Below are 21,689 nucleotides of genomic sequence, written 5' to 3'. Positions count from 1 at the left end.
TGGCGCGCGTCGGCCTCGGCGCGCGGCTGCAGCACAAGCCGGGCGAGCTGTCCGGCGGCGAGCGGCAGCGCGCGGCGATGGCGCGCGCGCTGGTGACCAATCCGGCCTGCCTGCTGGCCGACGAGCCGACCGGCAACCTTGACCGCGCCAATGCCGAGGCGGTGTTCGAGCTGATGCTGGAACTGAACCGCACGCTGGGCACCAGCCTGATCATCGTTACCCATGATCACGCGCTGGCACACCGCGTCGGCAAGGTGCTGACCCTGACGCCGCACGGCCTGAGCGTTGCGGCCAACCTTGAGCACGAAACATGATCAATACCGTGAATGACATGCTGGACGGCTGGACGCCGGGGGTCACCCTGCACCGGCTGGGCCAGGTGATCCAGGGCGAAACCGGCTGGCAGGAACTGCTGGTCGGCGTCGCCGCCTTGCTGTGCGCCTGGCTGTGGGCGCGGCAGCTGTACCGCCGCTATTTCCAGACCGCGCAGGCGCAGGAGTGGTCGTTCGGCAAATACCTGCTGTACCGGCTGGTGTATCCGCTGTCGGCGCAGTTGCTGACCCAGGCCTTGGCGCTGGGCTGGCAGCTGCTGCAGGGACAGTCGTCGGTGATCCTGATGCTGTCGGCGACGCTGTTGTTCTGGCTGTCGCTGATCCGGGTGCTGACCGCCATCGTGCGTCACGCGCTGCCGGAGGGCAAGGTGGAGCGCCACTCGGAACACCTGCTGGCGATGCTGCTGTGGCTGGCCTTTGCCGCGTGGGTGACCGGCATCGATACGCTGGCGCTGAGCTGGCTGGAGTCGGTGCGCTTCCGCGTCGGCAAGAACGAGCTGAACCTGCTGATGATCCTGTCGGCGCTGCTGTGGGTGTCGGTGATCCTGGTCGGCGCGCTGTGGGTCAGCAAGCTGATCGAGAAGCGGGTGATGAAGCTCGGCGACATCGACATGAACCTGCGCTTCGTGATCAGCAAGCTGGCGCGCACGCTGCTGATCATCGGCGCGGTGATGGTGGCGCTGCCCATCGTCGGCATCGACCTTACCGTGCTGTCGGTATTCGGCGGCGCGCTGGGTGTCGGTCTCGGCTTCGGCTTGCAGAAGATCGCCAGCAACTACGTGTCCGGCTTCATCATCCTGCTCGACCGCTCCATCCGCATCGGCGACCGGCTGATGGTCGACGGCCGCGTCGGCTACGTCAGCAAGATCACCGCGCGCTACGTGGTGCTGAAGGGGCTGGACGGCAGCGAGGTGCTGGTGCCGAACGAGGCACTGATCGCCAACACCGTGATCAACCAGTCCTATACCGACAAGCAGATCTGGATCAGCATGCCGATCCAGGTCGCCTACGACACCGATCTGGAACTGGCGCAGCGCCTGCTGCGCGAGGCCGCCGAACACCCGCGGGTGATGACCGAGCCGGCACCGAACGCCTTTGTCACCGCCTTTGCCGAGTCCGGCATCAATCTGGAAATCGGGCTGTGGGTGAAGGACCCGGAAAACGGCATCGCCGGCCTGCGTTCCGACATCAACCTGCGCATCTGGCAGCTGTTCAAGCAGCACCATGTGCAGATCCCTTATCCGCAACGCGAGTTGCGGGTGGTCAACCAGACGGTGGTGCCATCACCGGTCGAGGCCAACGCATGAGCTGCCAGACACTTGCCGTCATTGATGACGATGCCGCGGTAAGGCAATCGCTGCTGTGGCTGCTGGAAAGCGACACCCTGCGTGTCACCGGTTTTGACAGCGCCGAGGCCTTTCTCGCCGCGCCGGACAATACCGCCTTCAACTGCCTGATCGTCGACCTGCGCCTGTCCGGCATGAGCGGCATCGTGCTGCTGCAAACGTTGGCCGCATGGGCGTACTGCCCGCCGGTGGTGATGCTGACCGGCCACGGCGACGTGCCGCACGCGGTGGCGGCGTTCAAGCTGGGGGTGGTCGATTTCCTGGAAAAACCGTTCGACGACCAGCGCCTGCTGGCGCAGGTCGAGCACTGCCTGCAGCAGGACCGCGTCGCGCGCGAGCAGCACCAGCGCGAATCGCGGCTGCACCAGACGCTGGCGACGCTGACCGAACGCGAAAAGGAAGTGATGCAGCTGGTACTGGCCGGCCTGCTCAACAAGCAGATCGCCGAGGCGCTGCACATCAGCATGAAGACGGTGGAAGTGCACCGCGCGCGGGTGTTCGACAAGATGGGCGTCAAGTCGGCGGTGGAACTGGCCGGCCTGATCGCCAGCTTGGCCGGCGCGGCGGGCAAGCCATGAGCAAGCCAGCGAAGCAGCCGGTATCGGTGCTGGTGGTGATCCACAGCGCCGACGGCCAGGTGCTGCTGATCGAACGCGCCGACCGTCCCGGCTTCTGGCAATCGGTGACCGGTAGCCGCGAAGGCGACGAGCGCCTGTGCGACACCGCAGTGCGCGAGGTGTTCGAGGAAACCGGTATCGATGCGGCCAACCTGGTGCTGAGCGACTGGCAGCAGCAGAACGTGTACGAGATCTACCCGCACTGGCGCCACCGCTACGCGCCGGGGGTGACGCACAACACCGAGCACGTGTTCAGCCTGCAGTTGCCGGCACCGTGCGCGGTGCAACTGGCCGCCGCCGAGCATCTGGCCTGGTGCTGGCTGCCGTGGTCGCAGGCGGCCGACAAGGTGTTCTCGCCGTCCAATGCCGCGGCGATCCGCGCGCTGGGGCAACGGCTGGCAAATGCTGAAAATGGCTGAGTTATTATCAAGTATTTTGCATAAAATCCTTGCCGGCCTTGCTGCCACTCGCCATCATGAAGCGTACCAATCAATATAAAGGCAAGGCCAAGTCATGACTGTTGACTTCTCCCGGCTGCGGGCGCTGATCGTCGATGACCAGATGCTGGTGCGCACGCTGGTGACGCAGGCGCTGCGTACCATGGGCTTTGCGCCGGAAAACCTGTCGCAGGCGGTGGACGGCTCCTTCGCCAAGCGCACGCTGGAAGCCAAGCCGATCGACATCGTGCTGTGCGATGTGCAGATGGAGCCGATGAACGGCCTCGACGTGCTGAAAGACCTGCGCTGTGGCCGGACCAACAATCCGCCCAATCTGCCGTTCGTGTTCCTGTCCGGCCATCCGGAAAAGAGCAATATCGTCGTTGCCGCGCAGCTGCACGCCGACGGTTTCATCATCAAGCCGCCCAAACCGGCGGACATGGAAAAAACCCTGCGCCTGGCGCTGACGCGGCCGCGCCCGGACATCGACCCGTTCTCCTACTACAAGGTGGCCACCGGCACCGCCTTTGACCGCCACGTGTTCGGCGAGCTGGTGACGCAGGCGTCGCTGCTGCTGGACGAGAACGACAAGCCGATGCAGCGTCTAGGCCTGGGCGAGGTGAAACCGGGAAGCCGGCTGGCGCGTGATCTATACAACAAGACCGGGCAGCTGCTGTTGCAGCGCGGCAGCGAGATCACCAAGACGCAGCTGCGCGTGCTGCGGCAGTTTCCGGAGCGCTTCGGCGTCGACGATATCGAGATCAGCTGCGAGCCGGACAGCGACATCACGTCACCGCCCCCGACCGCCTGAGCCACGCGAGGTCCGCCATGAGCAAGCAAGGCCAGCTGCAGCAGCAAACCGCCGGTATCGGCCAGGCGGTGATCCTGATCGTGGTGATCCTCGGCTCGTTGCAGCTGGTGGCCTCCGGCCTGCTGATCCGCTCCGGCGTGTACAACTACCGCCAGGCCAGCCAGCACGCCACGCTCAATGCGGCCAACCTTGACATCTTCCTGCTGGCCTCGGCCATCAACCGCGAAAACCAGCTACAGCTCGGCCTGCTGGCGCTGACACGCCCGGCCAGCCGCCGTGAAAGCGCCGAGCTGCAGCTGGCGCGCACCGCCACCGACCAGCGCCTGCAGATCGCGCTGCGGCGGCTGTCGCGGCCGCTGGCCGACGACAGCAATGCCGCGCTGCTGCAATTGCAGGAGCGGCAGCCGCACCTGCGCCAGCGGCGACAGGAGGTGGACAAGGTGCTGGCGCGGCGGCCGGTGCTGTTCGACGAGAATGCCATCTTCGGCTGGAAGCTGTCGGTCGGCACCTGGCAGGATGCCATCGACAAGGTGTTGCGTCTGGACGCCTTCCTGCTGTCCGACGGCGCCGACGACCGCCTGAACCGGCTGGCGGAAACCAAGTACCAGCTGTGGCAGCTGAGCCGTTCGCTGGAGCAGGAAGGCAACGCGCTGATCATTCGCGCGCAGCTGGCGCGCAAGCTCAATTCCACCGACGAATACGAACTGCTGCGCAGCCGCGAGCGCGCCTTGCTGCTGCTGGAGTCGTTGCGCTACAACACCGGCTATCTCGGTGATGCCACGCTGCGCCAGCAGCTGGCGGCGCTGGCGACCCAGACCTGGCTACTGCACCAGAGCGCCGACCGGCAGCTGCTGGCGCTGGAGCAGGGCCGCGTCGCGCCGGCTTCCGCGCACGAGTACAAGACGGCCGCGCAACAGGTCAACCGCAATCTGGGCATCTTCTTTGCCGAGCTGACCCGCGCCGCGGCCAACCGTGTCGACGAGCAGCAGCAGCGCTACGCGCAAAGCCTGGCGCTGAACATCTCCTTCGCGGTGCTGGCGCTGCTGCTGTACGCCTACCTGCTGCTGCGCATGCGCTACCGCATCCTGCGCCCGCTGCAGCGCATGCAGCGGGTGCTGGATGCGGCGGCGGATGCGATTCTGACCGTCAATGCCAACCACCGCATCGAGGTGGCCAACTACGGCGCCGAGAAGATGTTCGGCTTGCCGCTGGCGGCGTTGCAGGGGCTGTCGCTGGACGACATCCTCAGCGTCGACGGTGCCGATGCCGACTGGCTGGATGACGAGGGCCGCTTCGACGTGTCGCGCGCCGGCAGCGGCCGCCGGCACGATGGCAGCCGCTTCTTTGCCGCGATTACCGTCAGCCCGCTGGTGGACGGCCGCGACGGCCGCCACAGCCGCCGGCTGCTGATCATCCGCGACGAGCACCAGCGCACCATCGCCGAGCAGTCGCTGGCGCGCAGCATGCAGCTCTTGTCGGCGATCCAGCGCGTGGAGAGCCTGCTGTTTGCCCGCAGCCCGCGGCAGACGGTATTTCGCGAGGTGCTGCGCATCCTGCTCGACTACTTCGGCGTCGCCGAGGGCCTGGTGCTGTCGCTGGAGGCGTCGCGCGACAAGTCGGCGTCGTTCCGCATCCAGGCGCGGCTGGGCAACAGCAAGGAGCCGCCGTGGGTGGAGCGCTTCCGGCAGCTGCCGCTGGCGGTCGCCCTGCAACAGGGGCAGCTGCAGCAAACCATCTCCGAGGATGGCTGGACCTTCCTGCCGATCCAGATCGACAGCCGCACGGTGATGGTGGCCGGCATCGCCATCGACTCGATTGCCGAGGCCCACTACCAGGCATTGCAGCCGCTGCTCGGCGCCTGCGGCAGCATCGTCAGCTTCTATGCCGAGGAAGACCGCCGCCGGGCCAGCGAACGCAACCTGCGCGAAGTGCTGCAGCTGGAAGAGGCGATCTACAGCGCGTCGCCGGTCGGCCTGATGCGGCTGGACAACAACTACCACATCGTGCGCGCCAACCGCGCCGGCGAAGCGCTGTTCGGCACCCGCGAGGACGGGCTGCAGGGCGTACCGCTGCGCGAGCTGCTCGGTAGCGACGAGGCGTGGCAGCAGCTGCAGGGCCGGCTGGAAGAGGTGCGCCACCATGACCGCCACCTCAATATCGAGATCGAATGTGTGCAGGTCAGCGGCAAGCCGATCTGGGTGCTGTTCGCCGGCCAGCTGCTGTTCCCCGGCATGGCCGAGGACGGCGTGATCCTCGCCTGTTTCGACATCACCGGCCGGCGTGAGGCGGAGGAGGGCGTGCTGCGCGCGCGCGATGCCGCCGCCGAGTCGCGCCAGCAGCTGGAGCTGGCGATCGACTCGCTGGATGACGCCTTCGCGCTGTTCGACGCCGGCGACCGGCTGGTGCGCTGCAACAGCCACTTTGCCCGGCTGGCCGGTGCCGGCAGCACGCCGGAAACGCTGAAGGGGCAGTCCTTTGCCAGCGTGCTGCGCTCCAGCCTGATCGCCGGCGAGCAGCCGGAGCCGGGCTACGAGGAACACAGCTGGTTCGTGGAGCGGCTGGCGCGCTACGGCCGCGAGGCGTCGTCGTTCGAGCTGCGCTGGAACGAGCGCTGGCTGCAGCAGGCGTCGCGGCGGGTGCCGGACGGCGGCGCGGTGTGCGTGCTGACCGACATCAGCGCGCTGAAACAGCAGCAGGCCGACCTGCTGCTGGCGCGCGATGCGGCCAACGCCGCCAGCCGCGCCAAGAGCGCCTTCCTTGCCGCGATGAGCCACGAGATCCGCACCCCGATGAACGGCGTGCTGGGCATGCTGGAGCTGCTGTCGCTGACGACGCTGGACGAAGCGCAGCGCGACGCGGTGGACACGGTACAGGAGTCGGCGCACACCCTGCTGCGCCTGATCGACGACATTCTGGATTTTTCCAAGATCGAGGCCGGCAAGCTGGAGATCATCCCCGAACCGGCGTCGGTGCGTGCGCTGATGCAGCGCGTGCATCACCTGTACACGGAGCTGGCGCAGCGCAAGCAGCTGTGGTTCCTGCTCGACATCGACGAGCAGGTGGCGCCGGCACTGCGCTTCGATCCGCTGCGCTTGCGCCAGATCCTGCAGAACTTCTGCAGCAATGCGCTGAAGTTCACGCAGCAGGGGCAGGTGACGCTGCGCGTGCGCTGCCTGGAGAGCAGTGCCAGCGAACAGTGGCTGCGCTTCGAGGTGGCCGATACCGGCATCGGCATCGACCGCCAGCAGCTGGCACGGCTGTTCGAGCCGTTCACCCAGGCGGAAAGCAGCACCGCGCGCCGCTTTGGCGGCACCGGTCTCGGGTTGACCATCTGCCGGCGCCTGTCCGAGCTGATGGGCGGGGTGGTGGCGATGGACAGCGAGCCGGGCAGCGGCACCGTCGCCTCGCTGGAGATCCGTTTCCCCTTGTGCGACGCCGCCGAGCTGCCGCTGGCGAGCGAGCTGGACCACGCCGCCATCGTGGCCGCGACCGCGGGTTTGATGCGCGACATGGCGCCGGTGCTGTTTGTGGAAGACAATTCAATCAACCGCAAGCTGACCGTCAAGCAGTTCGAGCTGCTCGGCTACCCGGTGGTGACGGCGGTGGACGGGCTGATGGCGCTGAGCCTGTGGCAGCAGCAGACCTTCTCGCTGGTGCTGACCGATTGCCACATGCCGCAGATGGACGGTTACGCGCTGGCGCAGGCGATCCGCAGCCAGGAGGCGGCCCAGGGCCGCGCGCCGGTGCCGATCATCGCCTGCACCGCCAACGTGGCGAAGGAAGAACTGGACAAGACTCGTGCCGCCGGCATGGATGATTTTCTCAGCAAGCCGCTGGGGTTGGCGGCGCTGAAGGACATGCTGCACAAGTGGCTGGGCGACGTTGCCCTGACGCCCGCGCCGGTGGCAGAGGTGGTAGTCCCGGCCACGCCGGCGGCGGCGGTCGATCGCCAGGCGCTGGCGATGTACAGCGCCGGTGACTGGTCGGTGGAGCAGGCGATTCTGGACGAGTTCATGCAGGGCAACGACGAGGACGTCGCCGCCCTGGCGCGGGCGGTGGCCGCCGGCGACGCGGTGCAGATCGCCTGGTCGGCGCACCGTATCAAGGGCGCCAGCCGCATGGTCGGCGCCATGGCCCTGGGCGATGCGGCCGAAGCACTGGAAAAAGCGGGACGCGCCGCCGAGCTGGCGGCGATCCCGGCCCTATGGCAGCAGTTCAATGCAGCACAGGCGGCGGTGGCCGCCTGGCTGGAGGAGCAGGCCTCGTGCCAAGCAAGCGCCTGAGCGTGGTGACCTTCAACCTGCACAAGGGGATGTCGCCGTTCAACCGCCGTTCTCACATGCAGGAAATCGCCAGCGCCCTGCAGCAGCTGTCCGCCGACGTGCTGTTCCTGCAGGAGGTGCAGGGCCGTCATGCCGGGCGCGAGCAGCGCCATGCCGGCTGGCCGCAGCACGACTTCCTGGCCGCGGCGCTGACCCATTCCGCCAGCTATGGCATGAATGTGCGCTACGACCACGGCCACCACGGCAATGCGGTGTTGTCACGTTTTCCGCAGCAGCTGGCCGCCAATCACGACATCTCGGTCAACCGTCTGGAGCGGCGCGGCATCCTGCACACCGTGATCCAGCCGGAAGGTTGGCCGCAAGCGGTGGCCTGCCTCTGTGCCCACCTCAACCTGCTGGCGCGTGACCGCCGCCGCCAGTACCTGACGCTGCAGCACTATATCCAGCAGCATGTGCCGGCCGGCATGCCGCTGATCCTGGCCGGCGATTTCAATGACTGGCGCGGCGAGGCCGACAGCTGGCTGGGGCGCGGCTGCGGCCTGCAGGAAGTGTTCGTGCAGCAGCAGGGCCAGCACGCGCGCACCTTCCCGGCGCGGTTGCCGCTGCTGCCGCTGGACCGCATCTACGTGCGCGGCCTGCACGTCAACCAGGTGGCGGTGTGTCGCGGCCAACCCTGGTCGCACCTGTCCGATCACCTGCCGCTGTTCGCCAGCCTGTCGCTGGCGTCCTGAGCCGGCGACGCGGCCTTACTCGGTGTCGCCGTGCTTGAACCACAGCGCGTCCGGCAGCTGGCCGAACACGCTGCGCAGCCCCTCGCCCCAGCCCTGACGCAGCGCCAGAAAGTAGGGGTCGTCCTCGGTGACGCGGTGGCGCGGCGCGAAGTCGAAATCATCGCGCTGCTGCCACAACAGGTCGATGGGCAGCCCCACCGACAGGTTGGAGCGGATGGTGGAATCGAACGAGATCAGCGTGCACTTGATCGCCTGCGCCAGCGGCGTGTCGTGGCGGATCACCCGGTCGATGATCGGCTTGCCGTACTTGGCCTCGCCGATCTGCAGGTAAGGCGTGTCCGGCGTGGCCTCGATGAAATTGCCCTGCGGATAGACCTGGAACAGCCGCGGCGGCTCGCCCCTGATCTGCCCGCCGACCAGAAAGCTGCAGCCGTAGTCCACCCCTTGCGACTGGGTGTGGCCGTCGCCATCGCGCGCCAGCACCTCGCGCACCGTACTGCCCACCAGCTCCGCCGCCTGGTACAGGCTGCTTACCGTGTACAGGTTGGCCGCATCGTGGCTGAGCCGGCTTTTCAGCAGGCTGACCACGCTCTGGGTGGTGGCCAGGTTGCCGGCGTTGAGCAGCACGATCTGCCGCTCACCGGGTACCGCGATCACGTTCATCTTGCGGAAGGTGGCCACGTGGTCCACCCCCGCATTGGTGCGCGAATCGGACGCGAAGATCAGCCCTTCGTCCAGCACCATGCCGACACAGTAAGTCATTGCTGATCCGCCTCCGTTACCCGCGCATGCGCCTGCAGCGCTTCGCTGCCGCCACCACGGCGCACGCCGCGCACCGGGCTGGCGTCGGTGTAGTCCAGCCCCACCGCCAGCTTCAGGTGGTGGCGGTCCGGCTGCTGGCGGTTGCTGATGTCGAAGCCCAGCCAGCGGCCGGCGGCGTACACCTCGGCCCAGGCGTGGCTGGCGACGTGGGCGTCGCGATCGGTCAGCAGGTAGCCGCTGACATAGCGCGCCGGTAGCCCCAGGCTGCGGCAGGCGGCGATGAACACGTGGCTGTGGTCCTGGCACACGCCGGCGCCTAGCGCCAAGGCCTGCGCGGCAGTGGTTTCCGCCTGGGTGGCACCGCTGGTGTAGGGCATGGCGTCGGCCACCGCCAGCATCAGCGCGGTCAGGCCTGTTTCAGGGTTGGCCGCAATGGCGTCGGCGTGGCCGGCGGCCAGCGCGCGGATGGCGTCGTCCGGCTCGGTCAGCGCGCTGCCGCGCAGGAACACCGCCGCCGGCAGCGCCTCGGCGCCGTCTTCGCAGTCGTCACAGGTTTCCACCACGCCGTGCGCGCGCAGGCGGATCTCGCTGTGCGGCGTGTCCAGGGTGAGCACGTGCAGGATGTTGCCGTAGGCGTCGGTGCTTTCGCTGGCCGCCACCGGCAGCTCCAGCTGCCAGCTGATGATGCGCTGGTGGCGGTTTTGCGGCGGCGTCAGGCGCAGGTACTGGGTGCTGTGGCTGACGGTCGCGTCGTAGCGGTACACGGTTTCATGGGCGATGGTGAGTTGCATGCTGCCTCCTGTGGGTAAGTACCGGCTCGCGATCGGCGCTGGCGCCATCGCGGGCAGGGGCTAGGCGGAAAAGGAAAGTTGCCAGTAGGCCACGTCCAGCCAGCGGCCGAACTTGCGGCCAACCTGTTCGAACAGCGCCACCTGCTTGAAGCCCAGCGCGCGGTGCAGCGCGTCGCTGGCCGGGTTGGGCTGCGCCACGCCGCCGATCACGGTGCGCAGCCCCTGCGCGGCCAGCCGTTGCAGCAGCTCGCGGTACAGCAGCTTGCCCAGTCCCTGGCCCACGGTGGCCTGGCGCAGGTAGATGCTGGCCTCCATCGCGTGGCGGTAGGCCGGGCGCGTGCGCCAGCGGCTGGCGTAGGCGTAGCCGAACAGCTCTCCATCCTCGGCGTGGGCCACCAGCCATGGCAGGCCCTGCGCCTGGGTGCCGGCGATGCGCTCGGCCATGTCGCCGACGCTCACCGGCTGCTCCTCGAACGAGATGGTGCTGTACTCGATGTACGGGTTGTAGATGGCGCAGATGGCGGCGGCGTCGTCCGGCGTCGCCTCGCGGACGATCAGCTCGCTCATGCCGCCTCCAGATAGGCGCCGTGCACCGCGTTGCCCAGCGCATGGATCTGGCTGAGGAATTGCGCCAGATAGGCATGCAGGCCGGCGCCGAGAATGCTGTCGATCTGGTCGTAGCTCAGCTCGGCGTGCAGCGTGGCGGCCAACCGTTTGGCGCGATGGCCGGTGTCGCCCTGGATGCGCGGCAGCAGCTCGGCGATCTCGTCGACGCAGGCGCGCAGCGAGCGCGGCACGTCCGGGCGCAGGATCAGCAGCTCGGCCACGCGGCGCGCGCTGAGGGTGTCGCGGTACAGCTCGTGGTAGGCCTCGAAGGCGCCCAGCGAACGCAGCAGCGCGCCCCACAGGTAGAAGTCGGCGGCGCTGTCGTCCAGCTCGTGGCCGATCAGGTGCGATTTCACGTCGATCAGCCGCGCGGTGTTGTCGGCGCGCTCCAGAAAGGTGCCCAGCCGGATGAAGGAGAACGCGTCGTTGCGCTGGATGGTGCCGTAGGTGGTGCCGCGGAACAGGTGTGAGCGCTCCTTCACCCAGTCGAAGAAACCGGCCAGCGGGCGGCCCTCGAACGCCATCTGCCGCGCTTCCAGCCAGCTGGCGTTGATGCTTTCCCACATCTCGCCGGTAATCTTGCCGCGCACCGCGTGGGCGTTCTCGCGGGCGAATTTCAGGCAGCTGATGATGCTGGCAGGGTTGGCCGCATCGAAGGTCATGAAGTGCAGCACGTCGGCGGCGCCAAGCGCCGGGTGGCGCGCGCGGCAGGCGTCCAGCGCGCCGGTGGTGGCCAGCGCGGCGGCGATGTCGGCGCCACCGCGCGATTGCGGCAGCATCGACAGGCTGTGGGTGACATCCAAGAGGCGCGCCAGGTTCTCGGCGCGTTCCATGTAACGGCTCATCCAGTACAACTGGGAAGCGGTGCGCGACAGCATCATGATCAATCCTCCAGTATCCAGGTGTCCTTGGTGCCGCCGCCCTGCGACGAATTCACCACCAGCGAGCCTTCTTTCAGCGCCACCCGCGTCAGCCCGCCGGCCACCATGCTGATCTCGCGGCCGGACAGCACGAAGGGGCGCAGGTCGATGTGGCGCGGCGCGATGCCGGCCTCCACGAAGGTGGGGCAGGACGACAGGCACAGCGTCGGCTGCGCGATGTAGTTGGCCGGGTCGGCGATGATGCGCTGGCGGAAGTCGTCGATCTCGGCGGCGCTGGCGGCCGGGCCGATCAGCATGCCGTAGCCGCCGGCGCCGTGGACCTCCTTCACCACCAGCTCGGCCAGGTTGTTCAGCACGTGGTCCAGCTCCGCCGGGCGGCGGCACATCCAGGTCGGCACGTTTTGCAGCAGCGGCTCCTCGCTCAGGTAGAAGCGGATCATGTCCGGCACGTAGGGGTAGATCGACTTGTCGTCCGCCACGCCGGTGCCGATGGCATTGGCCAGGATCACGCCGCCGCTGCGGTACACCGATAGCAGCCCGGGCACGCCCAGCATGCTGTCGGCGCGGAAGGCCAGCGGGTCGAGGAAGGCGTCGTCGATGCGGCGGTAGATTACGTCCACCTGCTTGTGGCCGGCGGTGGTGCGCATGTACACGCGGTTGTGCTTCACGAACAGGTCCTGGCCTTCCACCAGCTCCACGCCCATCTGCTGCGCGAGGAAGGCGTGCTCGAAGTAGGCGCTGTTGTGGTGGCCGGGGGTGAGCACCACCACGGTCGGGTTTTCCGCCAGGCTGGCGTGGCGCAGGGTGTTCAGCAGCAGGGTGGGGTAGTGCTGCACCGGGGCCACCGCGTGGCTGGCGAACAGCTCGGGGAACAGCCGCATCATCATCTTGCGGTTTTCCAGCATGTAGGACACGCCGGAGGGCACACGCAGATTGTCTTCCAGCACGTAGAAGTTGCCGTCGTTGTGGCGGATCACGTCCACGCCGGTGATGTGCGCGTAGATGCGGTGCGGCAGGTCCAGCCCCTGCATCGCCGGCTGGTACTGGCTGTTGGAGAACACCTGCTCGGCCGGGATGATGCCGGCCTTGACGATGTGCTGTTCGTGGTAGATGTCGTGCAGGAAGGCGTTCAGCGCGGTGACACGCTGGCGCATGCCGGCTTCCAGTGTCTGCCAGTCGCTGGCGGGGATGATGCGCGGCACGGTGTCGAACGGGATCAGCCGCTCGGCGCCGGAATCGTCGCCGTACACGGCGAAGGTGATGCCGACGCGGTGGAACATCAGGTCGGCTTCGGCGCGCTTGCGTGCCAGCGTCTGCGGTGACTGCGAGTGCAGCCAGTGGGCAAAGTCACGGTAGTGCGGGCGGATACCACCGCTGGCGAGCAGCATTTCGTCATAGTGGTGCGCTTCGGGCAAGGTCAGTGCATGCATGGCGCGGTCTCCTGCTGTTCATCGTCAGCAGCAGTTCAGCAAGCCGCGTGCCAGTGTTTGCCCTATCGAAATGCCTGTTACGTCACGGCAGCTTGCACCGCAATGATGCAGGCATCGGCGGCGCCGTAAATCATGTGTCATGGTGGTGCGTCATGCCCCGTTCGCGTGCCGCGCCAGCCGCAGCGACAGCTCTTGAAACGTTGCTGGCATGCTCTTATGCTGCTGTTTACTTTATCCAGATAGCGCCATGCCATGCACGCTTCCCCTGTTGCGGCCAACCTTGCCACGCCGGCCGATCCGCTGGTCGCCAGCGACCACGCGTTGCCGCTTGCGGTGCTGTTGCAGCGCTCGCCGGCGCGCTGGCAGCTGCTGCTGGCCTGGTTGCTGTCGCTGGCGGCCTGCCTGTGGCTGGGCGTGGTACAGCTGTATGGCGGCTGGTATGGCTACAGCGTCCACTTTGGCGAGCTGGATTTCGTGATCAGCATCTACCCGCCGCTGACCATCGCCACCTTGTGGGTGTTGTGGTTCGGCTACGCCTGGGGTGCTGGTCTCGCCTATCTCTCCACCTTGCTGGTCGCCTACCTGTCCGGGCTGGCGCCGGGCTGGGCCTTGCTGTTTGCATGTTCCAATCCGCTGGGGCTGCTGGTGATGTCGCTGGTGTACCGCCACGTCAAGGTGCGCTATGTGCCGTCGTCGCTGCCGGCCATGCTGTTCTTCGTCACCATCTGCTTCATCTCCGCCGTGTCCAGCGCCACCGGCTCCTTCATCTGGAGTTACAGCAACAAGCTGTCGGCGATGGGTGCCTTCGCGGTGTGGCAGGGCTGGTGGTCGGGCAATTTCCTGCAGACGGTACTGACCTGCGGCCCGTTGCTGCTGCTGGGCACGCCGGCGGTGCTGCGCTGGCGCGAACAACGTTGGCCGCAGCGCGCCGCGGCGGTACCGGCGCAGCGCTGGGTGGGGCTGGTGGCGGTGTTCGCGTTGTGTGGCGTGCTGGGCTTCCTGTGGCTGTCTTTCTGGCTGGCGGACCGCAGCGTGGCGGCGCAGGTCGGCGACAGCGCGCAGGCGTGGCAGCAGCGCGCGATGCTGTATCGCGATTCGGCGATGGCGGTGTACTGGGTGCTGTCGGTGCTGTTGCTGGCGCTGGTGTTTCTCGGCTACCGCTTCTTCCGCCAGCGCACGCTGCAGCTGCAGCAGGCGGCGCAAAGCGTGGCCTTCGAGCGCGACTGGGCACTGCAGCGGCAGCAGGAGGCGGAACACGCGCACCAGGCGCTACAGACGCTGAACCGCGAGCTGGCGGTGCGCATGGCCGAGGTGGAGCAGCTGCAGCAACAGCTGCAGGAACAGGCGCGACGCGATCCGCTGACCGGGCTCTACAACCGCCGCTACCTGCACGAACGGCTACCGGTCGAACTGCAGCACGCCAGCCATCTCGGGCAGTCGCTGTGCCTGGTGCTGATCGACCTCGACCACTTCAAGGCGGTCAACGACCAGTACGGCCACGCGATGGGCGACGCGGTGCTGAAGGCGCTGGCGATGCTGTTTGCCGGCCGCCTGCGCGCCGCCGATTTCGCGGTGCGCTACGGCGGCGAGGAGTTCTGCCTGGTGCTGCCCGGCTGCGACATCACCGGCGCCGCCGCCTGCGTCGCCGAGCTGCAGCAGGCCTACGCCGGCTGCCGCGTGGCCGGCGACAGTAACGCGCTGCAGGGGCTGCACTTCTCCGCCGGTATCGCCAGCTATCCGGCGCACGGCAGCGACGAGGAAGCGCTGCTGCGCGAGGCCGACGCCGCGCTGTACCAGGCCAAGGCCGCCGGCCGCAACTGCGTGCGCTATCGCGGCTGAAGCCGGGCCGCGTGGCAGCGGGCTTGCCGCCGCGCGCGCGGACAGGTACAACGGCGCTTTGTCTACCGTGTTGCCATCCTCATGACCCCATCCGATATCCGTGCCGCCGCCATCATCCTCGCGGCCCGCCGCCTCAGCGGTGCACAAGGGCCGCTGCTGGCCGACGCCCAGGCCCCGCAGACGCCGGCCGATGCGCTGGCGATCCAGCAGGCCGTCTCCGGCCTGCTCAACGACGCCATCGGCGGCTGGAAGTGCGGCCTGCCGGACAGCGACAAGGTCGTCGCCGCGCCGATCTACGCGACCAGCATTCACAGCAGCCACACCGCCGCGCCGTGTCCGGTGTGGCTGCGCGACGGCGCGGTGCGCGTCGAGCCGGAGTTGGCCTTCGTTTTCGACGGCGGCCTGCCGCTGCGCGCCGAGCCCTACACCGAGGCCGAGATCCGCGCCGCCATCACCCGCGTGCACCTGGCGCTGGAGCTGATTGACAGCCGCTACCTGCCGGCGCCGAAGCCGCCGTTCCTGCAGTCGCTGGCCGACGGTCTGGTCAACCAGGGGGTGCTGCTGGGGCCGCAGGTCGATCGCGACGCCGCCTTTGCGGCCAAGGTGCTGGAGCTGGTGCTGAATCAGGGCGAGCGCGAGGAAACACTGGCCGGCGTGCATCCGGCCGGCGATCCGCTGGCGCCGCTGTACTGGCTGCAGGGCTTTCTCGCTGAACGCGGCGAGGCGATCCTGCCGGGGCAGGTGGTGATCACCGGTTCCTATGCCGGCGTGCTGACGTTGGCGCCGGACAGCGAGGTGACCTTGCGCTATGGTGAGCTGGGTCAGCTAAGCGCCTGTTTTAGCGCACGATAAGGGCAGATGGCAGCGTGATCGCGTGCCGGCGGGCGCTGCCAGTGTTTGGCACTGGATACAATATTTAAATTGCTGAAAGTTATATTAAAACTAATGTTTGCAATTTTGCGGCATAAGGGTAATATGGTGCATCGCAGCGATTGACACAAACGAATGTATATTGTTCAATTGTGTACAACAACTTGATTAACGCCGATTTGAACACAGCTTGCGGGCGTAAAACAGCTAAAGCGTGGGGATTGTTTTATCAAACGATTCTCCCAATTTTCGATACCGAAGATTCCACGTGATAAAGCCCGCCAGCGCAAACCCGGCGGGCTTTATTGCTTCGGAGTCCAGGATGATTCACCTCAAAAACGTACACAAGCGCTTCCGTCGCCCTGAAGGCGGCTGGTTTGACGCCGTGCGCGACACCACCCTCCATATCAAGGCGGGCGAGATTTTCGGTCTGATCGGGTTTTCCGGCGCCGGCAAATCCACGCTGCTGCGACTGATCAACCTGCTGGAACGCCCCGACCACGGCAGCGTCAATGTCGACGGCCGTGACCTGACCGGCCTGTCCGCCGCCGAGCTGCGCCGCGCGCGCCAGAATATCGGCATGGTGTTCCAGCAGTTCAACCTGATGGCCAACCGCACCGTGGCGGCCAACATCGCCTTTCCGCTGGAGATCGCCGGCTGGAGCCGTGCGGATATTGATCAGCGCGTCGCCGAGTGCCTCGACATCGTCGGCCTCGCCGACCGTGCCGGCCACTACCCGGCGCAGCTGTCCGGCGGCCAGAAGCAGCGCGTCGGCATCGCCCGTGCGCTGGCACCGCGGCCGCACGTGATCCTGGCCGACGAGCCGACCTCGGCGCTGGACCCGAAAACCACGCAGTCCATCCTCGATTGCCTGCAGGACATCAACGCCCGTTTCGGCGTCACCGTGGTGATCGTCACCCACGAAATGCACGTCATCCGCTCCATCTGCCACCGCGCCGCCTTGCTCGATGCCGGTGAAGTGGTCGAGCTGCTGGAAGTCACCGACAAACAGGTCGCGGCGCGTTCGGCGCTGGCCAAATCGCTGCTGGAGGTCGCATAAATGGACGAACAACTGACTCTTGCCCAGGCACTGGCCAATCTGTCCGATCTGGCACCGGAAATCTGGCAGGCCAGCGTGGAAACCGGGCTGATGCTGGCCATCGGCCTCTCCGTCGCCATCGTGGTCGGCGGTCCGCTCGGCATCCTGCTGTACCTGACGCAGCCGGGACAGCTGTTCGCCAACCGTGCCGTCAACGGCGTGGTCGGCTGGTTCGTCAACCTGGTGCGCTCCTTCCCGTTCATCATCCTGATGGTGTCGCTGGTACCGCTGACGCGGCTGCTGGTCGGCTCCACCATCGGCCCGATTGCCGCCGCGGTGCCGCTGTCGTTTGCCGCGATCCCGTACTTTGCGCGGCTGGTGGAGCAGACGCTGCGCGAGATCCCGCGCGGCGTGATCGAGGCGGCAGAGGCGATGGGCGCCAGCCCGGCGCAGATCATCTGGAAAGTGTTGCTGGGCGAGGCCCGCGCCGGCCTGATCTCCAGCCTCACCATTCTCACCATCAGCTTCCTCAGCTACTCGGCGGTGGCCGGCGTGGTTGGCGGTGGCGGCATCGGTGACCTGGCCATCCGTTACGGCTACTACCGCTTCCAGACCGAAGTGATGGTGGCGATGGTGCTGCTGCTGGTGGTGATCGTGCAGATCATCCAGTTTGCCGGCAACCATCTGGCGGCCCGCCTCGACAAGCGTTAAGCACTCTATTTAAAGCGGCGGGCGTTCACGCAGACGCCACGCCATTGGACAAAGACTCTCACAAGGAGAACACCATGCGCAGACTCGTACTGAAATCCATCGCTGTTGCCGCCATCGGCCTGACCGCTGCGGCCAACGTTTACGCTGCCGACCCGGCGAAAAAGGAAATCACCATCGGCACCACCGTTGGCGACTTCGGCGACCAGGTGAAGCAGCAGATCAAGCCGCTGCTGGAAAAGCAGGGCTACAGCGTGAAGCTGGTGGAATTCACCGACTACGTGCGCCCGAACCTGGCACTGCAGGAAGGCTCGCTGGACGTCAACGTGTTCCAGCACAAGCCTTACCTCGACAACTTCGCCCGTGAAAACAAGCTGCAGCTGAAAGAAGTGTTCCAGGTGCCGACCGCACCGCTGGGCATCTACAGCGGCAAGCTGAAATCGCTGAAGGACGTGAAAGTCGGCAGTACCCTGGCGGCACCGAACGATCCGTCCAACTTCGCCCGCGCGCTGGTGATGCTGAACGACCTGGGTTGGGTCAAGCTGAAGAAGGGCATCAACCCGCTGACCGCGTCGGAAAAGGACATCGAAGTCAACGTCAAGAAGATCAAGATCGTACCGCTGGAAGCCGCGCAACTGCCGCGCTCGCGCGCCGATGTTGACTTCGCGGTGGTGAACGGCAACTACGCCGTCAGCTCCGGCATCAAGCTGACCGAAGCCGTGTATCAGGAAAAGAGCTACGCCTACGTCAACTGGGGCGTGGTGCGCGCGGCTGACGCCGCCAAGCCATGGGCCAAGGACGTGATCGCCGCCTACAACTCGCCGGCGTTCCGCGCCTGGGCGAAGCAGAAGTACGCCGGCTACAAGTTCCCGGCCAACTGGAAGTAAGCGTTTTATCCGTACCGGCCTGCAAGACAGCAGCCGGTACGGCGGTTTTCCTTGAAACACTCCTGGCATTCAAGGCTGCTCGGCGGATCCTGCGATCCGCCATTTTTTTTGTCTGCAGGGAATGCGTGCGCGGTTGGCTTGCTATTGGCCTTGCCGTATTGCCTGCCGGCGAGTGTCACTAATTTGCGACGATGGCCGCCTGCCTCTCCGGCGCGCGATCGATAATCGTTGTTATGATCTCTGATTGATGTGATTATTTTCATTAAATCAAATTATGAAAATAAATATTCAATGATTGAACCTACATTGCATGACTCCCCCTTAATGCAGACGCTGCAACAGGCGTTGTCGTCTCTGTCTCCGGCCTTGCGCAAGGTTGCGGATTTCTTGCTGCGCCACCCGCTGCTGGCGGCGACGCATTCCATTGAGGAGCTGGCGCAGGCAACCGGTGTTTCTGCGGCAGCGGTCAACCGGCTGGCCAATAGCCTCGGTTATCAGGGGTTTGGCGGTCTCAAGGCGGAGTTGACCGCGGCTTTGCAAGAAGCCGTGTCGCCGGTAAGCAAACTGCGTCAACAGATCGGCATGCAGGCGGATGACCGGGTTTCCTTGTCTTCGCTGCTGTCTGCGACAGCATCCAATCTGGCATTTACTGCCGATCGCAGTGGCGCCTTGCAGTTTGAGCTGGCGGTGGCGCTGCTCGCCTCGGCGCGGCGGGTGTTCTGTCTTGGCTTTGGCAATAGTGCCTATCTTGCCGGACTGGCTGCCGCCAACCTGGCGCCTTTTTGCGATGCCCAGGCGATCAGCCTGGAAGGCGGCAATGAAAATGCCGCTTATCGCTTGGCGACAATCCGGCCAGAGGATGTGCTGCTGGCGATCAGCTTGCCGCGCTATTCCCGGGATACGGTGCAGCTGGCGCGTTTTGCCGTCGATCGCGGGGCGACGCTGCTGGTGATCACCGACTCGCCGGCCTCGCCGCTGGCGGCGCTGAGTTCGCACGTGCTGTATGCGGTTGCCGACCATCCCGTACTGGCCGCGTCAGGTACTGCCGCACTGGCCCTGATCGAGTCGCTGGTGTCCGCGGTGATGGTGCAGAACAAGGAGGCGGTGCGTCTCAGTGCCGAGCTGTCGGAAAGCATGCTGCAATACCTGTACTGGAATGATTCTGCCCAACCGCCGAAACGCGGTTGAGCGAATGCGCCTGCTGTAAAGGGCAGTGGGCGTGACTGCACCGTCCGGCTAGATCCGGCGGGCAAACAAAAAGCCGCGGCTTGTCCGCAGCCACAAAGCACTTTTATCAACAAGAGAAACAGGAGCTTCGTTCATCCCGCCTGGCCCTGATCCGTGTTGCCGCCTGCTGCTGCATCCGGCAGACGTACTGCGTGTGCGTCGGTCGTGGCAGGCTGTTGCCCGGTCCTCGGCCGGGGCGGGTGGCAGCTCAGGAGAAATGATGAAACAGCACACTATCAAGATGGGTGGCCTGCTGGCTGCGCTGGCACTGGCTTGGCCGCTGGCGCCGGCGCAGGCAGAGGGGCATCTGCTGGCCGTCGGGGGCATGCTGCGCGCAAGTAACCAGCCGGTGTACCAAAAATTCATCGAACTGGCCGGCGGTGTGAGCAATGCCCGTATTGCCATCATGCCCACTGCCAGTGGCAGCCAGAGTTCGAGCAAGCGTTTTCGTGGCGAGCTGATCGCGCTGGGGGTGCCGGAGGCCAATATCAGCATCATCAATATTGATCGCAAAAACTATCAGGACACCATGAACGATCCCGACACGGTGAAGCCGCTGACCCTGGCCAGTGCCGTGTGGTTCGTTGGCGGCGATCAGGCCCGGATTGCTCGTGCCCTGTACAACGGGGATGGCTCGCCATCGCTGGCCTTTCAGGCGATTCGTGCCGTGAAAGAGCGGGGAGGGGTCGTTGGCGGTAGCAGTGCCGGTGCCAGCATTCAGGGGGTGTGGATGCCGACGGCCTATGGTGTGGTCATGGATACGCTGGATTTCGGCGTGGCTGCACGTGGCAATATGCGCGGCACGGCGGTGCTGAAGGGAAGCGGCCTGTTTGATGGTGTGATTGATCAGCACCTGGACAAGCTGGAGGAGACCACCTCCGGCCGGGCGCTGCGCATGGCGAGCTATCTCACCAGCCGCAACCTGAAGCGGGGCTATGGTCTGGATACCAATACGGCGATGTGGGTCAAGCCAGATGGCAGCGTTGAGGTGCTGGGCGAGGGCTATGTCACGGTGATGGATGTCTCGTCGGCCAGCAACCGCTTTGGCATCTATGGCAGTGAAATCCGTAATGTCCGGCTGGCGATGCTGGGCAGCGGTGACCGTTACGACCCGGCGCGTGATGTCATTGTCCCTGATCCGGGCAAAGTAGCGATCAAGGCCGGTGACGAGTACCTGAACGGCAATGCGCTGATTCCTGACCTGTCTGCCGTCAACAGCGTCGGTCGTGCCGTGATCTACGGTTTGGCCGACAACAAGGCCGGACGGCAGCAAGGTTTGCTGACACGCTACAACCCGGCCAATGGCTACCACTATGGCTATCGCGTCAATTTCAGCAAGGGTGAGTCGTTTGCGGCTTGGAGCCGATTTGTCGATTCGCTGACCAATTACACGGTGCGCGATGTGCGCATGGATATCGAGCCGGTGGATGCGATGCTGGGTCATCCGGCGCGGACGCGGCCTGCGGATATTGCTCGCAGCAAGCAGCAGCAGGCGATTGCCGCGGTGGTGTTCCGCGGCCTGATGACCACCGATGCTCAGCGCCGTTTCGAGCCGCAGCGTGCCATTACCCGCGCCGAGCTTGCCAATGCGCTGCAGATGACGCTCAACGGCGAGCTGAAGGCGGCGGAAAAGCCGTTGCTGTCGGACGTTGCCGGCGACCATCCTTTGCGCGAACAGATTGAGATTGTGGTGAGTAACGGCTGGATGAGCGGTTATGACCGTTTCTGGCCGCAGCAGGCGGTGACCCGTGAAGAGTTTGCGCTGGCGGTAAGACGGCTGACGGAGGTTTTCCAGCAGCGTTCGCTGGCGCAACGTGCCACATTGCTTGATGCTGCCCAGCTGGGTAAGGGCTACGATGAAGCTGCGGCACTGGTGGTGGGCGAAGGGCTGCTTGCGGCACCAGGCGGGCGTTTCAATGGCAAGGCGCCCGTGATGCGCGAAGAGGTGGCGCGCGTGCTGGCCCAGGTGACCGGAATCGCCTCCTGATTGCAGGCGGCCGGCATGGCTGCATTCACGCTGACAAAATGACAGCCCCTGCCGGGATAAGCGGCAGGGGCTGTTTACATGCAGTAAGCCGGAGTGCTGCGTGTC

19 protein-coding genes are annotated in these 21,689 nt (G+C 65.9%); 14 read left to right on the top strand and 5 right to left on the bottom strand.

The window, feature by feature from the left end:
- The 7 genes from ACG97_RS14460 to ACG97_RS14430 all read left to right on the top strand — a co-directional run.
- Positions 1–314 (top strand): ATP-binding cassette domain-containing protein (locus ACG97_RS14460; protein ID WP_047968071.1); only part of this gene is annotated, 314 nt, incomplete at its 5' end.
- Positions 311–1,639: a mechanosensitive ion channel family protein gene (locus ACG97_RS14455; protein ID WP_202902792.1), complete on the top strand. Its 1,329-nt coding sequence runs from the start codon at positions 311–313 to the stop codon at positions 1,637–1,639. The genes ACG97_RS14460 and ACG97_RS14455, both read left to right, overlap by 4 nt.
- Positions 1,636–2,256: a response regulator transcription factor gene (locus ACG97_RS14450; protein WP_047968070.1), complete on the top strand. Its 621-nt coding sequence runs from the start codon at positions 1,636–1,638 to the stop codon at positions 2,254–2,256. The genes ACG97_RS14455 and ACG97_RS14450 overlap by 4 nt, the downstream gene beginning before the upstream one ends.
- Positions 2,253–2,714, top strand: coding sequence for a dihydroneopterin triphosphate diphosphatase (gene nudB / locus ACG97_RS14445; protein WP_047968069.1), 462 nt, complete (start codon positions 2,253–2,255; stop codon positions 2,712–2,714). Before ACG97_RS14450 ends, nudB begins: the two co-directional genes overlap by 4 nt.
- Positions 2,715–2,808: 94 nt before the next feature.
- Positions 2,809–3,543 (top strand): response regulator, encoded by a 735-nt coding sequence (locus ACG97_RS14440; protein WP_047968068.1) that lies wholly within the window; start codon positions 2,809–2,811, stop codon positions 3,541–3,543.
- Positions 3,544–3,560: 17 nt separating this feature from the next.
- Positions 3,561–7,826 carry an ATP-binding protein gene (locus ACG97_RS14435; protein WP_047968067.1) on the top strand — a complete coding sequence of 1,422 codons (4,266 nt, stop codon included), beginning with the start codon at positions 3,561–3,563 and terminating at the stop codon, positions 7,824–7,826.
- On the top strand, positions 7,808–8,557 hold the full coding sequence (locus ACG97_RS14430; protein WP_238377352.1) for an endonuclease/exonuclease/phosphatase family protein: 750 nt from the start codon (positions 7,808–7,810) through the stop codon (positions 8,555–8,557). Before ACG97_RS14435 ends, ACG97_RS14430 begins: the two co-directional genes overlap by 19 nt.
- A 15-nt stretch (positions 8,558–8,572) precedes the next feature.
- Here the strand turns inward: ACG97_RS14430 and ACG97_RS14425 are convergent, their stop codons facing one another.
- From ACG97_RS14425 to ACG97_RS14405, 5 genes are read right to left on the bottom strand one after another with little or no spacing between them, the layout of a single operon-like run.
- Positions 8,573–9,319, bottom strand: coding sequence for a proteasome-type protease (locus tag ACG97_RS14425; RefSeq protein WP_047968066.1), 747 nt, complete (start codon positions 9,317–9,319; stop codon positions 8,573–8,575).
- Positions 9,316–10,110 carry a transglutaminase family protein gene (locus ACG97_RS14420; RefSeq protein ID WP_047968065.1) on the bottom strand — a complete coding sequence of 265 codons (795 nt, stop codon included), beginning with the start codon at positions 10,108–10,110 and terminating at the stop codon, positions 9,316–9,318. The genes ACG97_RS14425 and ACG97_RS14420 overlap by 4 nt, the downstream gene beginning before the upstream one ends.
- Before the next feature lie 60 nt (positions 10,111–10,170).
- Entirely contained in the window at positions 10,171–10,677 is a 507-nt protein-coding gene (locus tag ACG97_RS14415; RefSeq protein WP_202902791.1) for an arsinothricin resistance N-acetyltransferase ArsN1 family B, read from the bottom strand.
- Entirely contained in the window at positions 10,674–11,597 is a 924-nt protein-coding gene (locus tag ACG97_RS14410) for an alpha-E domain-containing protein (RefSeq protein WP_202902790.1), read from the bottom strand. Before ACG97_RS14410 ends, ACG97_RS14415 begins: the two co-directional genes overlap by 4 nt.
- Before the next feature lie 2 nt (positions 11,598–11,599).
- Entirely contained in the window at positions 11,600–13,027 is a 1,428-nt protein-coding gene (locus tag ACG97_RS14405) for a circularly permuted type 2 ATP-grasp protein (RefSeq protein WP_047968064.1), read from the bottom strand.
- Between the two features lie 252 nt (positions 13,028–13,279).
- On the opposite strand from ACG97_RS14405, the gene ACG97_RS17010 reads away from it, so the two are divergent.
- From ACG97_RS17010 to ACG97_RS14370, 7 genes are all read left to right on the top strand, one after another.
- Positions 13,280–14,866, top strand: coding sequence for a diguanylate cyclase (locus ACG97_RS17010; protein WP_053068193.1), 1,587 nt, complete (start codon positions 13,280–13,282; stop codon positions 14,864–14,866).
- An 81-nt stretch (positions 14,867–14,947) separates the two neighbouring features.
- Positions 14,948–15,718 carry a hypothetical protein gene (locus tag ACG97_RS14395; RefSeq protein ID WP_047968063.1) on the top strand — a complete coding sequence of 257 codons (771 nt, stop codon included), beginning with the start codon at positions 14,948–14,950 and terminating at the stop codon, positions 15,716–15,718.
- Positions 15,719–16,058: 340 nt separating this feature from the next.
- A complete protein-coding gene (locus ACG97_RS14390) occupies positions 16,059–16,796 on the top strand; it encodes a methionine ABC transporter ATP-binding protein (protein WP_047968062.1) in 738 nt (245 codons plus the stop codon).
- Positions 16,797–17,486 (top strand): methionine ABC transporter permease, encoded by a 690-nt coding sequence (locus tag ACG97_RS14385; RefSeq protein ID WP_047968061.1) that lies wholly within the window; start codon positions 16,797–16,799, stop codon positions 17,484–17,486.
- A 74-nt stretch (positions 17,487–17,560) separates the two neighbouring features.
- Complete coding sequence (locus tag ACG97_RS14380) at positions 17,561–18,370, top strand: MetQ/NlpA family ABC transporter substrate-binding protein (protein ID WP_047968073.1); 810 nt, start codon at positions 17,561–17,563, stop codon at positions 18,368–18,370.
- A gap of 249 nt (positions 18,371–18,619) precedes the next feature.
- Positions 18,620–19,558 (top strand): MurR/RpiR family transcriptional regulator, encoded by a 939-nt coding sequence (locus ACG97_RS14375; RefSeq protein ID WP_202902789.1) that lies wholly within the window; start codon positions 18,620–18,622, stop codon positions 19,556–19,558.
- A 193-nt stretch (positions 19,559–19,751) separates the two neighbouring features.
- A complete protein-coding gene (locus tag ACG97_RS14370) occupies positions 19,752–21,584 on the top strand; it encodes an S-layer homology domain-containing protein (RefSeq protein ID WP_202902788.1) in 1,833 nt (610 codons plus the stop codon).
- Positions 21,585–21,689: the final 105 nt, after the last annotated feature.

The organism is Vogesella sp. EB (genome assembly GCF_001037925.1).
Taxonomy (GTDB): domain Bacteria; phylum Pseudomonadota; class Gammaproteobacteria; order Burkholderiales; family Chromobacteriaceae; genus Vogesella; species Vogesella indigofera.
The sequence above is the reverse complement of the archived record's forward strand: the minus strand, read 5'-3'. Positions and strand labels throughout refer to the sequence as shown.

What these genes read in the sequence shown, in the direction of transcription:
- ACG97_RS14455 (WP_202902792.1), top strand. Translation starts at nt 311, where the DNA reads ATGATCAATACCGTGAATGACATGCTGGACGGCTGGACGCCGGGGGTC.
- ACG97_RS14450 (WP_047968070.1), top strand. Translation starts at nt 1,636, where the DNA reads ATGAGCTGCCAGACACTTGCCGTCATTGATGACGATGCCGCGGTAAGG.
- nudB (WP_047968069.1), top strand. Translation starts at nt 2,253, where the DNA reads ATGAGCAAGCCAGCGAAGCAGCCGGTATCGGTGCTGGTGGTGATCCAC.
- ACG97_RS14440 (WP_047968068.1), top strand. Translation starts at nt 2,809, where the DNA reads ATGACTGTTGACTTCTCCCGGCTGCGGGCGCTGATCGTCGATGACCAG.
- ACG97_RS14435 (WP_047968067.1), top strand. Translation starts at nt 3,561, where the DNA reads ATGAGCAAGCAAGGCCAGCTGCAGCAGCAAACCGCCGGTATCGGCCAG.
- ACG97_RS14425 (WP_047968066.1), bottom strand. Translation starts at nt 9,319, where the DNA reads ATGACTTACTGTGTCGGCATGGTGCTGGACGAAGGGCTGATCTTCGCG.
- ACG97_RS14420 (WP_047968065.1), bottom strand. Translation starts at nt 10,110, where the DNA reads ATGCAACTCACCATCGCCCATGAAACCGTGTACCGCTACGACGCGACC.
- ACG97_RS14415 (WP_202902791.1), bottom strand. Translation starts at nt 10,677, where the DNA reads ATGAGCGAGCTGATCGTCCGCGAGGCGACGCCGGACGACGCCGCCGCC.
- ACG97_RS14410 (WP_202902790.1), bottom strand. Translation starts at nt 11,597, where the DNA reads ATGATGCTGTCGCGCACCGCTTCCCAGTTGTACTGGATGAGCCGTTAC.
- ACG97_RS14405 (WP_047968064.1), bottom strand. Translation starts at nt 13,027, where the DNA reads ATGCATGCACTGACCTTGCCCGAAGCGCACCACTATGACGAAATGCTG.
- ACG97_RS17010 (WP_053068193.1), top strand. Translation starts at nt 13,280, where the DNA reads ATGCACGCTTCCCCTGTTGCGGCCAACCTTGCCACGCCGGCCGATCCG.
- ACG97_RS14395 (WP_047968063.1), top strand. Translation starts at nt 14,948, where the DNA reads ATGACCCCATCCGATATCCGTGCCGCCGCCATCATCCTCGCGGCCCGC.
- ACG97_RS14390 (WP_047968062.1), top strand. Translation starts at nt 16,059, where the DNA reads ATGATTCACCTCAAAAACGTACACAAGCGCTTCCGTCGCCCTGAAGGC.
- ACG97_RS14385 (WP_047968061.1), top strand. Translation starts at nt 16,797, where the DNA reads ATGGACGAACAACTGACTCTTGCCCAGGCACTGGCCAATCTGTCCGAT.
- ACG97_RS14380 (WP_047968073.1), top strand. Translation starts at nt 17,561, where the DNA reads ATGCGCAGACTCGTACTGAAATCCATCGCTGTTGCCGCCATCGGCCTG.